Annotated in this window: 14 protein-coding genes and 1 pseudogene; 7 read left to right on the top strand and 8 right to left on the bottom strand. The window is 71.0% G+C overall.

Features of this window, described 5'->3' with window-relative positions:
* Window positions 1-465, top strand: a pseudogene (locus ACFWPT_RS39985) (hypothetical protein); the annotation flags it as partial.
* A gap of 141 nt (window positions 466-606) precedes the next feature.
* On the opposite strand, the gene ACFWPT_RS39980 reads toward ACFWPT_RS39985, so the two are convergent.
* A complete protein-coding gene (locus tag ACFWPT_RS39980) occupies window positions 607-1,161 on the bottom strand; it encodes a TetR/AcrR family transcriptional regulator (protein WP_380487893.1) in 555 nt (184 codons plus the stop codon).
* A gap of 160 nt (window positions 1,162-1,321) precedes the next feature.
* Between ACFWPT_RS39980 and ACFWPT_RS39975 the strand changes: the two genes are divergently transcribed.
* Window positions 1,322-2,125 (top strand): alpha/beta hydrolase, encoded by an 804-nt coding sequence (locus ACFWPT_RS39975; RefSeq protein ID WP_380487891.1) that lies wholly within the window; start codon window positions 1,322-1,324, stop codon window positions 2,123-2,125.
* An 81-nt stretch (window positions 2,126-2,206) separates the two neighbouring features.
* Here the strand turns inward: ACFWPT_RS39975 and ACFWPT_RS39970 are convergent, their stop codons facing one another.
* The 4 genes from ACFWPT_RS39970 to ACFWPT_RS39955 all read right to left on the bottom strand — a co-directional run bounded on the left by ACFWPT_RS39970 (window position 2,207) and on the right by ACFWPT_RS39955 (window position 5,958).
* Window positions 2,207-3,562, bottom strand: a complete 1,356-nt coding sequence (locus ACFWPT_RS39970; protein WP_380487889.1) for a hypothetical protein — start codon at window positions 3,560-3,562, stop codon at window positions 2,207-2,209.
* Between the two features lie 20 nt (window positions 3,563-3,582).
* Entirely contained in the window at window positions 3,583-4,212 is a 630-nt protein-coding gene (locus ACFWPT_RS39965; RefSeq protein WP_380375673.1) for a hypothetical protein, read from the bottom strand.
* 355 nt (window positions 4,213-4,567) lie between these two features.
* Window positions 4,568-5,629, bottom strand: coding sequence for a hypothetical protein (locus ACFWPT_RS39960; RefSeq protein WP_380487887.1), 1,062 nt, complete (start codon window positions 5,627-5,629; stop codon window positions 4,568-4,570).
* A complete protein-coding gene (locus ACFWPT_RS39955) occupies window positions 5,626-5,958 on the bottom strand; it encodes a PadR family transcriptional regulator (RefSeq protein ID WP_380375677.1) in 333 nt (110 codons plus the stop codon). Before ACFWPT_RS39955 ends, ACFWPT_RS39960 begins: the two co-directional genes overlap by 4 nt.
* A 170-nt stretch (window positions 5,959-6,128) precedes the next feature.
* On the opposite strand from ACFWPT_RS39955, the gene ACFWPT_RS39950 reads away from it, so the two are divergent.
* Window positions 6,129-6,416, top strand: a complete 288-nt coding sequence (locus tag ACFWPT_RS39950) for a hypothetical protein (RefSeq protein ID WP_380487885.1) — start codon at window positions 6,129-6,131, stop codon at window positions 6,414-6,416.
* A 199-nt stretch (window positions 6,417-6,615) separates the two neighbouring features.
* Here ACFWPT_RS39950 and ACFWPT_RS39945 read toward each other — a convergent pair whose 3' ends face one another.
* Window positions 6,616-7,077, bottom strand: coding sequence for an ATP-binding protein (locus ACFWPT_RS39945; protein WP_380487882.1), 462 nt, complete (start codon window positions 7,075-7,077; stop codon window positions 6,616-6,618).
* Window positions 7,078-7,207: 130 nt separating this feature from the next.
* Between ACFWPT_RS39945 and ACFWPT_RS39940 the strand changes: the two genes are divergently transcribed.
* From ACFWPT_RS39940 to ACFWPT_RS39930, 3 genes are read left to right on the top strand one after another with little or no spacing between them, the layout of a single operon-like run.
* Window positions 7,208-8,080, top strand: a complete 873-nt coding sequence (locus tag ACFWPT_RS39940) for a Scr1 family TA system antitoxin-like transcriptional regulator (RefSeq protein WP_380487880.1) — start codon at window positions 7,208-7,210, stop codon at window positions 8,078-8,080.
* A 2-nt stretch (window positions 8,081-8,082) separates the two neighbouring features.
* Window positions 8,083-8,268, top strand: a complete 186-nt coding sequence (locus tag ACFWPT_RS39935; protein WP_380487897.1) for a DUF397 domain-containing protein — start codon at window positions 8,083-8,085, stop codon at window positions 8,266-8,268.
* Between the two features lie 60 nt (window positions 8,269-8,328).
* Window positions 8,329-8,562: a DUF397 domain-containing protein gene (locus ACFWPT_RS39930; RefSeq protein ID WP_380429464.1), complete on the top strand. Its 234-nt coding sequence runs from the start codon at window positions 8,329-8,331 to the stop codon at window positions 8,560-8,562.
* A 31-nt stretch (window positions 8,563-8,593) separates the two neighbouring features.
* Here ACFWPT_RS39930 and ACFWPT_RS39925 read toward each other — a convergent pair whose 3' ends face one another.
* Entirely contained in the window at window positions 8,594-10,282 is a 1,689-nt protein-coding gene (locus ACFWPT_RS39925; protein ID WP_380375688.1) for a HEAT repeat domain-containing protein, read from the bottom strand.
* Between the two features lie 234 nt (window positions 10,283-10,516).
* Complete coding sequence (locus ACFWPT_RS39920) at window positions 10,517-11,653, bottom strand: alpha/beta hydrolase family protein (RefSeq protein WP_380487895.1); 1,137 nt, start codon at window positions 11,651-11,653, stop codon at window positions 10,517-10,519.
* A gap of 167 nt (window positions 11,654-11,820) precedes the next feature.
* Here ACFWPT_RS39920 and ACFWPT_RS39915 point away from each other — a divergent pair, with 167 nt between their 5' ends.
* Window positions 11,821-12,630 (top strand): class I SAM-dependent methyltransferase, encoded by an 810-nt coding sequence (locus ACFWPT_RS39915; protein WP_380487878.1) that lies wholly within the window; start codon window positions 11,821-11,823, stop codon window positions 12,628-12,630.
* Window positions 12,631-12,720: the final 90 nt, after the last annotated feature.

Below are 12,720 nucleotides of genomic sequence, written 5' to 3'. Positions count from 1 at the left end.
GCGACCTACTCCACCGCCGACGCCGACGTGCAGGCCGGGAAGATCACCGACACCGCGACCGTCACCGGCACCACCCCCGACGGCACCCCGGTGACCGCGACCAGCAACACCGTGACCATCGTGGCCTGCACCCCCTGCGAGGACCAGGACCACGGCGGCTGCGACGGCAACAACTCCGGCGGCCACGGCGGCTGGGGCGACCACCACCCCGGCCCCGGCCAATGGGACAACCACCCCAACGGCACCGCCCCCGGTGACACGTCAGCCGCCGAACACCCCGCCGGCACCCACCCCGCGCCCGTTCCCCCGCGCGACACCGCCGCGCAGGAACCCGCCCTGATGCTCGCGAACGCCGGATCCCCGGTGGCCATGGCCGGCCTCGGCGGCGGCGCGCTGCTGGGCCTCGGCTGGCTCATCGCCGCCTTCGCCTCGGCCCGCCTACGCCAGGACGGCTCCGGAGAGTGACCACCCTCCACCATCCGGGCCGGCCCCGGCCCCGGCGACGCACGCGACGCACGCAACACACACGGCGGGCGTAGCGGCCGGGAGGGCAGAGTGCGCCACCACTGGTGGCGCACTCTGCCTGCTTTCTCGGCCGAACCGGGCCTAGCCGAGGACGGCGTCCACGGCGGCCGCCAGCGCCTCGCGCACCGCCGCGGGGGCGGTGAAGCGGCTCTGGTTCATCGCGCCGTGCCGCAGGATCAGCAGGGTGTCGGCCGCCCGGTCGGGGTCGGGGTGGCCGGTGGCGGCGAGCAGGCCGGTCAGCAGGGCGCGGAACCAGTCCATGTGCTCCTGGATCGCGCGGCTGACCGGGTGGTCGGGGTCGGGGTAGTCGGCGGCGGCGTTGATGAACGGGCAGCCGCGGAAGCCGGGGGCGCAGAACTCGTCGGCGATGCCCGTGAACAGGGCCGTCACGGCCTCGCGCGGAGGAAGGTCCGCCACCGCGGCGGCGGCGGCGCGGAAGAGCCGGTCGTGCTCGTGGACGTAGGCGAGCACGACGTCGTCCTTGGACGGGAAGTGCCGGTAGAAGGTCGCGTTGGCGACCGCCGACTCGCGGATCAGCTGGTCGATGCCCACCCCGCGCACGCCCTGGGCGTAGAAGAGCCGCATCGCCGCGGCCAGGATGCGAGCGCGCGGTGGCGCGGAATCTCTCGTCGTCATGGCTTGACGCTAACAGAAGGATCGTTCTACCTTGGAGGAGTAGAGAGAACGCTCCTTCTACTTCTTGGATCGGACGACCGCGCCCCGACCGGGCCCAAACCGGGCCCCGACCGGCCGCCGATCCGACCCCCAACCCTCACCCACCAGGAGAGACCCCGCCATGCCCAGCAACCGCACCCCGGTCATGTTCATCCACGGCCTCTGGCTGCACTCCACGAGCTGGCAGGGCTGGGCCGACCGGTTCCGCGACGCCGGCTACGAACCGATCCTCCCCGAATGGCCCGGCGTCCCCGCCACCGTCGCCCAGGCCCGCAGGAACCCCGACCCCCAGGGCGGAATCGGCCTCGCCGAGATCTCCGCCCACCACGCCCGGATCATCCGCGACCTCGACACCCCGCCCGTCCTCGTCGGCCACTCCGTCGGCGGCTTCATCGCCCAGCACCTCCTCGGCCAGAACCTCGCCCGGGCAGCCGTCGCCATCTGCCCCGGCCAGATCAAGGGCGTCAAGGCCGTCGGACCCGCCCAGGCCAAGTCGGCCTTCGCGTTCCTGCGCAACCCCGGCAACACCAAGCGCGCCGTCTCACTCAACCCCGAGCAGTTCCGCTACGCGTTCGCCAACGCCGTCCCCCAGCAGGAATCCGACGCACTCTTCGACGAGTGGACCATCCCCAGCCCCGCCCGCCCGCTCTTCCAGCTCGCCCTCAGCAACTTCGCCCCCCACTCCCCCGCCAAGGTCGACACCCGCAACCAGGACCGCGGACCACTCCTCCTCCTGTCCGGCAAGCTCGACCACACCGTGCCCGACGTCCTGACCCGCTCCACCCACAAGCAGTACCGCAAGTCCCCCGCCGTCACCGACTACCACCGCTTCGACGACCGCGGCCACTCCCTCACCGTCGACCACGGCTGGACCGAACTCGCCGACCACACCCTCACCTGGCTCGACCGACACCACATCGGCTGAGCAGACGGCACCGCCCGGCCCCGGCTCCCCGGCCCGCCGCCCGAGAGGTGCGGGCGGCGGGCTCGAACGGCGGCCCACAGGTCAGCGGCGGCCGATGATCTTGGAGAACGTCGCGAGCGAGACGGTGCCCGTCTTCTTGGCGGCATCACCGACGGTGCCCCAACTGCCGATGCTCTGACCGTAGTTGGCGGTCAGCGCGGCGCCGCTCGCACCCTCCTTCGCCTGGGACATGTCCGTGCCCGTGGACATCTCGACGACCAGCGGGACCTGGGTGGAGAGGTTGACCGAGCCCTGGAGGACCTTGCCGGCGAGCTTGCCCGCCTTCTCGGAGGCGCCGACGACCTTGGCGCCCTTGGTGCCGATGTAGTTGAACACCTTGGTCGCGTCGGAGGCTCCGGAGCCGCCGGTCTCGGCGAGGAAGGTGAGCCCGGCCCGGCGGACGCCGACGCCGGCCTTGTAGGAGGCCTTGGCGCCGGTGCCGATCGTCTTGACGATGGCCTTGCCCGCCTTGAGGCTCTTGGCGACCGCGCCGACACCGGGCAGGGCGGCGAGCGCGTCCGCGCCCAGGCCGACGATCGTGGCCGCGTCCCAGTCACCCTTGATCGCGGCGTCCACGGTGTGGGCGCCGAGCGCGGCGATGGCGGTGACGGCGGCGACCGGGCCCGCGATCGGCGTGAGGACCGGGATGAGGGCCAGGACGCCGGCGACGGCGGACACGATGCCCAGGATGTCCCCGAAGACGGACCAGAAGCTGCCGCCCTGCTCCGCGGCCGCCTTACGGGCGGCCTCCGCCTTCAGGTACTCGAACTCCTGGCCACGGGTCTGGATGACCCGGGTGAACTCGCGGTCGGTGAGCAGGCACTGGAGCTGGAGCTCGGCCTGGAGGGCCAGCGCCATGTCGATCAGGTCGTACAGGCGCTCGTCCTTGATCCACTCCCGGGGGTAGCCGTTGTCGGTGAGCCGGTAGTAGACACCCTCGCCCGAATACCCGCCCATGGCCAGGGACGGTATCGAGCCGAGGCGACGAGCGACGGAGGAGTGCCGGAAGGCGATCACGCCCGCCGTACGAGGAAAGTCGGGGTCCGCCCCGAAGGGAGACTTGGCAGCCTCCCTGGGCAGGAACTGCTTGAAGTCCGCCAGTTCCTGTGCGACCTTCTGGTCGGAGTACGTGTAGCCTCCAAGCTCCCAGTCCAAGCGGTGGAGTGCGTCGATGACCTGGTCGCGCTGGAAGACGTACAGGCGCAGGAGCTGGTCGATCCGGTAGTGGTCTTCGGGGCGCAGCGCCTCCGGGTCCCACCCCCAGATCTTCATCGCGTCCTTGCTGTTGGTGGTGTACATGTTCAGTTCGCTCTGAACGTTGAAGACGATCTTGTCCTGGTTGCCCGGCTGGTAGCCCAGGGCCTCCAGGTCGACATTGAGCCGGTACTCGATCTCCATGGGTCTGTCCCCTTTCCCGGTCAGGCCGCGGTGGCGGTGTCGAAGGTGATCGTGCGGCAGACCTCGGCGAGGATCTCCACGCAGGAGTCCCACTCGGGGAGGTTCTCCGTGGCGATCGCGAAGTCGGCCATCGCCAGGCGTCCGGGGATCGGCACAAACACGTGCAGCTGCCGGACCACGGTCGGGCCGCCGCCGTCGCCGAGCAGGTTCACCGGGCGCTCGACCTTGCGCTCCTCGGTGAGCAGCACCGCGGGGCCGGCTTCGAGCCGGACGACGCCGACCTCGGCGTCCGGGTAGATGGCGCCCATGGTGCGCGCCAGGCGGTGGACGGTCTGCTCGTTGGACAGCTCGCTGGGGCGGGCGGTGACGGTCAGGATCGCCGAGGCCAGCTTCTCCTCGGGCTTCTCCTTCGTCGGCCCGTACAGCAGGGTGCCCGCGTAGACGGCACCGGCGGCGGACAGCAGCTCGTACATCGTCTGCTGGGTCAGGACGGCTGCCCCTATCTCCTCGTCCGACGGCTTCGGGTCGACCATGTTCAGCCGCTCGATCAGCCGGTTGGTGTTCACCTCCGCCGACACGGAGAAGTCGAGGTCGGTGAACGCCTCCGGGACTTGGAAGCTGATCGGCAGGTCGATCGTGGCGTCGGGCACAGGTGCGCTCCTCACGGACGGGACACGGATGTGGCCCGCCGCACGACGCGGCAGAGCCGCCCGCCATGATCAACGCCCGGCAGGACCACCGACCCCACCACCACCCACGGCACGCGAACCGCTGGCGCGAACCGGTCCGCCATACGTCCCGCCTGGACCGAATTGCCCACCCGAACACGCGTCCCACCCGTAACCGGAACGGCCTGATCCACCGTCACCCACATGGCCTAAACGGCTCATTGCACGGCACGGCACCGCCGGGAACGTCCGCGAAGCGGGACGCCGCGCCGACCGGGGAGGTCGTGCGCGGCGTTCGCCGGGAGAGTCGGGAGCGTCGAGAGAGTGCGGGGGCGGGTTACGCCGCGCCGAGGCGGCTCGGGTCTCCCGGGGCGGGCTTCAGGTAGCGGATGGCGGCTGCTGTCACCAGGGCGATCAGGGTGACGGTGAGGAGGTACTGGCAGAGCAGGCCGAGATCGCCGAGCTCGTTGTCGTACCAGGTGAAGAACGCGTTGCCGGCGAGGCCGAGACTGAGGACCGGCGGGAGGACGGCCAGTGCGGTCGCGGCCGGTAGCAGCCGGCCCCAGCGGAGGGATGCGAGCGAGAGCAGGACCAGCGGGATGCAGGCCCCCATCAACGTCAGCACGGGCTGGGGAAGTACGGGGAGGGCGCTCTCGTGAAGAAGTGCGCTGAGGCGGCCCAGGTTGGACAGCAGGAGGCTCGCGACCAGCACCAGGGCGGGCGGGACGGCGGCGCGCGGTCGGCGGGCGATCGTGCTCTCCAGCAGGTCGCCGGGGGCGGCGAAGAGCAGCAGGGACCACAACACGTTCGCGCCGGACGACATGATCAGGAGGGTGTAGTCCGGCGGAAAGCCCGGCACCACGGTCCATATCTCATGCTGCTGGACGAAGCACTGGGCGATGGCGGCCACTCCGGCCAGGGCGGCCAGGGTCCGGACGGTGGTCCACCGGCGGAACAGCAGGGCTACCACGACCAGCAACCAGAGCACCTGAGTGACGGTCTGGGCGATCAGCGGGGAGTGCCAGTCGACGAAAGCGGTTCCGGGGTGCTGCAACGCGTAGGAGTGGTTGGCCGTGGCCTGCCGCCACTTCCACGGGAGGAACACGAGGGCGGTCAGCTGCTGGCCGAGTGCCATGGCGGCGGCCAGCGGGGCGGTGGTGGCGAGCAGGCGTCCGGCGGTGCTGCTCGCGGTGATGCCGGTGCGCACCCGCAGGCCGTACGCGGCGACGCCGACGGTCTCGCGGATGACGGCCAGTCGGCCGGCGCCGGCGGTGGAGTCGGCGTGGACCGCGGCGATCTCCTCGCCGCGCTCGGCCCGGTAGGCGGCGGGGTAGGCCCGCAGGGCCAGTCGCAGTCCTCGCAAGGCGGTGCCGGTGGTGGCGGTGGTGGCGGTGTTCACGCGAGGGCCCCCCTGGCCGTCGGACGGGTGGTGCGCAGACGCCGGTCGGCCTCGGCCACTACCGCGCGCAGCCGGTCGGCCTCGGCGACGAGGGTGTCCCGCCCTGCGTCGGCGAGTGCGTACGTCCGGCGGGCGCGGCCGTCGATCACCTCGTCGCGCTCGACCTCGATCAGCCCCTGCTGGAGCAGGCGGTCCAACGCGCTGTAGAGCGTGCTGGTGCGCATTTTGACCCGACCGTCCGAGAGCGCGGCAACCTCTTGGATCAGGGCGTAGCCGTGCCGAGGCGCGTCGGCCAGTGCGGTGAGCAGAAGCAATGTGGGCTCCTGCATGGAGCGTAATGTCATGCGAATACATATACCGTTCATAGGCATATACCGTCTATGGGCCCATGCATCTGGCACGGGCGGATGCCAGAGCAACCGTTCGGCGCCGGAAGCCGTCATTTCACAGGTGTCGGGGCACGACCGCCTCGCCTCAAGGACACCGGGAGCTGGTCACGTTGCAGCGGAAGAAGCCGTACTGGCAGCCGTACTGGTGGCGACTGATGTTCCGTTCGGACGTCGCACCGGAGTGGGAGCCGATGGATCGCGGACCGCTCACCCCGGTCTCGAACCACGCGCTGACGACGATGTCGATCGAGGCCTGGGCCGACGGCCTCCTGGAGGAGGCGCTCCACGAACTCGAAGACCTGCGCGGCGACCTGCGCATCGAGTGCTACGAGGAGCCCGTCCTCACGGACGGCACTCCGCCGGTGTATTCGCGCCAGGGGCGGCTGCCGGGGAGGTGAGTCCGGGACGGGTTCGGCGCGGGAAGTCGGTGGGGCCGACTTCCCATGCCGTAGTCAGCGAACAGGGGTTGGGGTTGCGGTGGGCCTGGGGCCCGGGCGGGGATGGTGCTGGGCGGTGAGGGGGTAGACCCAGGCGAGGAGCGCGAGGAGGAGGGCGAACGGGAGGAGGGTGTAGGCGGTCGCGGTGCCCGGGGTCACGTCAGGACGCATCGAGGGCGGCGGGGAGGTCGAGTTCGGCCCAGACGGTCTTGGCGTTGGGGTGGCGGGGGATGCTGCCCCAGCGGTCGGCGAGGGCGTCGATGAGGGTGAGGCCGCGCCCGGACTGGGAGTTGGGGGCGAGGACGGCGGGCAGAGCCGGGAAGCGGTCGCCCCGGCAGTCCGAGATCTCGATGCGCAAGGTTGTGCCCCGGCGCACGGTGGTGGTGAGACAGAGGTGAAGCTCGAAGCCGCGCCCCGGAACGCGGCCATGGGTAGTCGCGTTAGCGGCGAGCTCCGCGACGATCAGGAGCGCCGAATAGTACGGCTCGGTGTGGGACAAGTTCAGTCCCCAGGTAGTCAGTTGACGCCTGGCGATGCGCCGGCAGATGGCGGCGCCCTTGGGGGTGGCGGCGAGGGTGACGGTGTGACGGCGGGGGCTGTCGAGCGGGATGTCGGTCGTCATGGAAAAAATCGTGGCGCCCCGGACGTACGCTGACCACGGATTCGGCGAGCACTGAGAGTGCCTGTGCGGATGCGGAGGGTTGGCCTGTCGGCCGGCCCAGATCAATCGGTCGAAAGGGTGGGTGATTGTCGTGGGTGGCGTCGAGCGCACGGTCTTCGATGACGGCGAGACGGCGGAGAACTCCGACGGGGTCGCGGAGTTCTATGCGGCGGTGGGCAAGTTGATCAGGCTCTTCCGGGAGCGGGCCGGGCTGACCCAGCGCGAGCTGGCCGAAAAGCTCGGGTACAGCGAGGACCAGCTGGGAGCGGTCGAGCGCGGCAAGCGGACGCCGAGAATCGAGATCCTGACGAAGGCGGAGGAAGTCCTCAACGCGGGTGGCGCGTTGAGGATCATCGCCGACGACGTGATGAAGGCGAAGATCCGGATCACCACACGGCACCCTGCGTTCTCCAAGGCCTTCACGTACGAGGAGTGGCGGGCCATCGAGATCCACGAGTACAGCAGTCTCCACATCCCTGGCCTGCTTCAGACCGAGGCCCATGCGCGAGCGCTGTACGACATGCGTAGGCCGTGGCTCTCCGTCGAGCAGATCGACGACTGGGTGTCCGCGCGGTTGGCGCGGCAGGAGATCCTGAGCCGATGGCCGTTGCCGGTCATGAGCTGGGTGATCGACGAGAGTGCCCTGCGCCGCCCGTTGGGGGGTTGGGACGTTCACCAGGCGCAGCTTCGCCACCTGCTCAAGGTGGCCGAGATCCGCGGCCTGGAGCTTCAGGTGATGCCGCTGGACAGGACGGAGAACGCCGGCATGGGAGGCTCCTTCATTCTCCTCACGCCGACGGGGCGGGCCCAGATCGCGTACGTAGCGGTCCAGCACGTCAACAGGCTGATCACGGACCCGGAGGAAGTCCGTAAGATGACTGCACGGTACGGCACCCTCAGGGGGCAGGCGCTCACCATGAGGGAGTCCTTGGCCTTGATCGAGATGATCCTGGGAGAGCGGTGAGCATGGCCGAGCTGGCGTGGTTCAAGAGCAGTTACAGCAGCAACGAGGATGCTGCGTGCGTAGAGGTCGCCGAGACCCCCGGCGTCGTCCACGTGCGTGACTCGAAGGACAAGAGCGGCCCGCAGTTGGCGTTCGAGCCCGCCGCGTGGAAGGCGTTCGTCGGCTTCGCCGCGACCGCCGAGGTCTGAGCAGTCCCCCAACAGCCCACCGCTAGGCAACGGTGGGCTGTTGGCGTACCGTCAGAAGGCATGGAGCTCGTCTGGTTCAAGAGCAGTCACAGCAGCAACGAAGGCGCTGCCTGCGTCGAGATCGCGTGGCGCAAGAGCAGCTACAGCACCAACGAGGGTGCTGAATGCGTCGAGGTCGCCGAGACGACCGCCGCCGTCCACGTCCGTGACTCCAAGGACAAGGACGGCCCCCAGCTCACCTTCTCCCCCGCCGCCTGGCAGGCCTTCGTCGACTTCGCCCCGACGGCCGCCTGACGGCCCGAGACTGCCAGGACCAGGACCAGGCCTAGGGTGTGACAGTACCCTCCTGTGCGTCGCCCTCGATCGCCCGGAGCGCGGCGACCGCAGCGGGCGCCACATTGGAGTTCACGGCCGCGCCGAGTGCGGCCAGCTCACGGATCACCGGCAGTGCGGGTGCCGCCGCCGGGCCGAACTGCCGCAACGCCGCCAGTGCCGAGCAGACGATCCCCCACTTCTCCGCCCGCACTGCCCGATCGAGTACCTCCTCGACCGCCCCGAGCGCCGCCGTGCCCCCGAGGTGCCCCAGCGCCTGCAGCGTCGAGTTCACCTCCGTTTCGATCCACTGCTGGTCCAGGTCGAAGCCGAGCAGCCGCTCGACCAGCCCGGGCACCAACTGGCCTGCCGCACCCGGAAGCCACTTCGCAGCCTGGACCGCCCGCCAGGCGTCGACCCCGCCGTCCAGCGCCACCAGCAGACTCGGCAGCGCCCGCTCGTCACCAAGACGTGCCAACGCGAGGACGGCCTCCTGATGGGCCCGGCGCAGATGGCGCTGCGGGGAGGCCCACGCCTGTGGTCCGTACTGCGCGTGCTGGGCGGCGACGAAGGCGGCCAGCACCGGGCGGGCCGGCTCGGGGACCGGATGGCAGGTGCCGAGGGCGGAGGCGGCCTCGGCGACGACCTCAAGGTACGGGTCCGCGAGTTGGGCGCCGATCAGCGCGACGAGCGGGCCGTGGCCAGCGCTCCGGGACCTGATGATCTCCGAGCCCATCCGCAGGGCGTCCAGCCGGGTACCGGGATCGGCGCTGCGCAGCTGTTCCGCCAGCAGCATCGTGCGCTCGGACACCCGCGCGCCCAGAACCTCGTGGAAGGTGCGCAGCAGCCCGGTGACCGGTGAGTGGACCGTTGCGTGCCGGTCGAGGTCCTCGAACGCGGCGATGACCTCGACCGGTGCGCTGCCCGGCTCGATCGTGGGTGCCGGTGTCGCCGGGGTGGGGGTGAGCCACCAGTCGCCGGTCGGGGCCTTCTGTTCACGCAGCAGGGCGATCGCGGTGCGGGTCGCCTCCTGGGCGTGGAAGTCCGGTGTGCACCGGGCGTGCTGGATCAGGGCCGCCAGCCGGGTGGTCGGATCGAGCGCGGTGTCGTCGGCGAGGGAGGTGAACCAGGCCGATGCGGACGCCAGCATGTCCGGCCGGGGCAGAGCCAGCTCGGCCATCGCCTCGACCAGCAGCAGCCGTTCGACCACCCCCGGTGCTGCGGGAAGCCGTTCCCGCAGCACCGCGGCAGCGCGTTCCGCATCGTCGACCAACAGCCCGAGCGCGGGTATCGCCGCCTGCCGCACCAGCCGGTCGGAATCCGTGGCGAACCCGATGAACGCCTCGGCCTGCTCCCGCATCAGCGCCGCGGCCTTGTAGTGGCCGGAGAAGTCCCAGCTGTTCTCCTCGGTCGCGCCGTACGCGAGCGCCGCGCTGCCGATGCCGACCAGCAGTTCGACCACCGCCGCCCGTAGGGGCGCAGCGGCGTCGCCGGCCAGCTCGAAGAGGAACGGCACGCTTACGGCCGTGCACTGGTAGACGTCGCCCTGATGGTGGACGGCGCTGTAGAACCTGCCGAGCGCGTCCCCGCGCTCCTCCTCGTCGGAGGAGGCGAGCGCGTGCAGCAGCCCGGGCACCTCCTCCGCGGTGCCGTAGGCGTGATGCATCTGCGACCAGTCGATGTCGTGGAGTCCGTCGAACATGACGAACATTCTGCCCGTCGCCACTGACCTCTGGGAGGCGGGGCAGGGGGCGGGACCCGACCTCTGAAGAAGGTCTCCAGCCGACGGCGCCGTCCTTCGAGATGACGGCCTGGGCCTGCTGCGTCCGCGCGCTCAACCGCTGGGCGAAGCTCCGCAGGGAGTCGGCGTTGCTCGCGCCTCGATGCGGGCGGGCCGCCTCCGTGGCGCCGGGACCCTTTCTGCCGTCCGTGCCGGTCAGGGGCGGGTGAAGGTCACCTCGGGGAAGTCCCGGCTGGGGCCGTTGAGCAACGGCTCGCAGATGCCCTTGAGTTGGCGCTCGAAGAAGGCGCCGACATAGCTGGTGGTGATCGCGATCGACCGGGGAGCGTTCGGGATGGGCAGCACGCCGCTCTCGTTGACCAGGTAGTCCAAGTCGGTGAAGGTGTAGTGGTCGGCGCCGGCGACGGTGAGCCACCGCTTCCATCCGTCCAGGTTCGGCCAACTGCTGGTCCAGGACGGCACGATGTCCGGGCCGCTCGGGTCCGCGGCCGCGATCAGCAGGACCGGGCGGCCGCCGATGCCGGTCGCGGGAACCGGTGGCGTGATGGCGCCGTCGAGGTCGACACCGGCCAGCACGCGTCGGTCCGCGCCCATGGCGGCCAGGGTCGCATCGCCGCCGGCGGAGTGTCCGGCCATGCCGATCCTCGCCGGATCGATGAGCGTGGAGTACCGCCACACCGGGCGCGGACCGGTGAGCTCGGTGAGCAGGAAGGACACGTCCCGAGCGCGGCCCGCGGCGATCTGTTCCTGGGTGGCCGCGCCGGAGTTGTACGCGTCGCACGCCGTACAGGGCAGGATGCCGTCCGGGAACCGGGTGGCCGCCGATTCGTGGGCGTGGTCGACGGCCGCCACCACGAAGCCCCGGCTGCTCAGTTCCTCGGCCAGCGCGGTGAGGGTGTAGCGGGGCACCGTGAAACCGGGCGACAGCACGACGAGCGGGTAGCGGCCCCGCGCCGGTGCCGCATCGGCCCGGGCCCACGTACGGGTGTCGGCGAGGCGGGCCGGTTCGAGGGCCCCCGACAGACCGGCATAGGTGATCAACGCCGACGCCTCGGCGGTGCTCATGTACGCGGCAGGCGTGCCGCTGTTGGTGCGGGCAGGGTAGTAGAGGTCGACCATCAACTGTCGCGGTCCCGACTGCGGTGCCCACGGATCGGCGCGCCGGTCGTCGACGAGGTGCAGGGTGTCACGACCGACCGCGTACGGCCCGGTCGGCCTCGGCAACGACAACGCACTCGCCGTCTGGGCCTTCGGCGCACTGGACGCCGTCAACGGTGCCGCGGCGGGTGCCGCGACAGCTGGGGCGGACACGCTCAGGGGGATGAGCACCATGGCGGTGGCGCAGCTCACCGCGTATCTGGTTGCCCACCGGATTGTCTTCATGGCGGCGATTCTTTCCACCGGCACGGGGGCGCGGCATCCGGGTGGACCCCCGACAAGTCCCTGATTTCGACGGCGAAGGGGGTGGCCGGACGGCGCGGCGCGGCTAGCGTGACCGCATGGATCGAGATCAACACCTACTCCACGCCTCGTCGTTCGGCGCGGCGGCGGTCGCGTACGCCGAGCACCGCCCGGACTACGCGCAGGACGCGGTGCGTTGGGCACTCGAACCCGCTCCCGGCCCGCGCGTGCTCGACCTCGGCGCCGGAACCGGCAAGCTGACCGGCGTGCTGGCCGCGCTGGGTGCCGAGGTCATCGCGGTCGAACCCGACCCGGCGATGCTGGCCGAGCTGCGCCGTTCGCTGCCGGAGGTCCGTGCCCTGGTGGGGAGCGCGGAGACGATTCCGCTGCCGGACGCCTCCGTCGACGCCGTGGTCGCCGGCAACGCCATGCACTGGTTCGACATGGCCGTCGCGGGGCCCGAGATCGCCCGGGTCCTCGCCCCCGGCGGCGTCCTGGCCGGCCTGTGGAACGTGATGGACGACCAGGTCGCCTGGGTCGACGGGCTCGCACAGGTCAGCGGGGGCGAGGCCATCGGCCCGCGTGACACGCCCGCCGGCTGGCGCGCCGAGACGACCGGCATGCACCTTCCGAAGACCGGCGCGGCCGCCCGGTTCGGCTCGCCGGAGCAGGAGCAGTTCCCGCACGGGCAGCTGCGCACCGCCGACTCCCTCGTCGCGACCCTCGCGACCCGCGCGGGCATGCTCGTCATGCCGGAGCAGGAGCGGGAGGCCAGACTCTGCCGGATCCGCGCGTTCCTCGCAGACCGACCGGAGACCGCCCAGGGCGAGTTCACGCTCCCGATGCTGACCGCCGTGCTGCGCGTCCGGCGACTGGATCCCGGCCCGGGGCCGGAGGCGCGGGGCTAGGGCGTGTCTTCAAACTCCCGTCGTCCGCCCGGAGGGCGGGCGTGGCGGCGTTGGGGTGCGTGCATCGCAAGGCGGAGGAGGGAGTCCATG

This window comes from Kitasatospora sp. NPDC058478 (genome assembly GCF_042720345.1).
Classification (GTDB): domain Bacteria; phylum Actinomycetota; class Actinomycetes; order Streptomycetales; family Streptomycetaceae; genus Kitasatospora.
Note: the sequence above shows the minus strand (reverse complement) of the source record. Positions and strands in the feature narration are given on the sequence as shown.

What these genes read in the sequence shown, in the direction of transcription:
- ACFWPT_RS39980 (WP_380487893.1), bottom strand. Translation starts at nt 1,161, where the DNA reads ATGACGACGAGAGATTCCGCGCCACCGCGCGCTCGCATCCTGGCCGCG.
- ACFWPT_RS39975 (WP_380487891.1), top strand. Translation starts at nt 1,322, where the DNA reads ATGCCCAGCAACCGCACCCCGGTCATGTTCATCCACGGCCTCTGGCTG.
- ACFWPT_RS39970 (WP_380487889.1), bottom strand. Translation starts at nt 3,562, where the DNA reads ATGGAGATCGAGTACCGGCTCAATGTCGACCTGGAGGCCCTGGGCTAC.
- ACFWPT_RS39955 (WP_380375677.1), bottom strand. Translation starts at nt 5,958, where the DNA reads ATGCAGGAGCCCACATTGCTTCTGCTCACCGCACTGGCCGACGCGCCT.
- ACFWPT_RS39945 (WP_380487882.1), bottom strand. Translation starts at nt 7,077, where the DNA reads ATGACGACCGACATCCCGCTCGACAGCCCCCGCCGTCACACCGTCACC.
- ACFWPT_RS39935 (WP_380487897.1), top strand. Translation starts at nt 8,083, where the DNA reads ATGGCCGAGCTGGCGTGGTTCAAGAGCAGTTACAGCAGCAACGAGGAT.
- ACFWPT_RS39930 (WP_380429464.1), top strand. Translation starts at nt 8,329, where the DNA reads ATGGAGCTCGTCTGGTTCAAGAGCAGTCACAGCAGCAACGAAGGCGCT.
- ACFWPT_RS39925 (WP_380375688.1), bottom strand. Translation starts at nt 10,282, where the DNA reads ATGTTCGACGGACTCCACGACATCGACTGGTCGCAGATGCATCACGCC.
- ACFWPT_RS39920 (WP_380487895.1), bottom strand. Translation starts at nt 11,653, where the DNA reads ATGGTGCTCATCCCCCTGAGCGTGTCCGCCCCAGCTGTCGCGGCACCC.
- ACFWPT_RS39915 (WP_380487878.1), top strand. Translation starts at nt 11,821, where the DNA reads ATGGATCGAGATCAACACCTACTCCACGCCTCGTCGTTCGGCGCGGCG.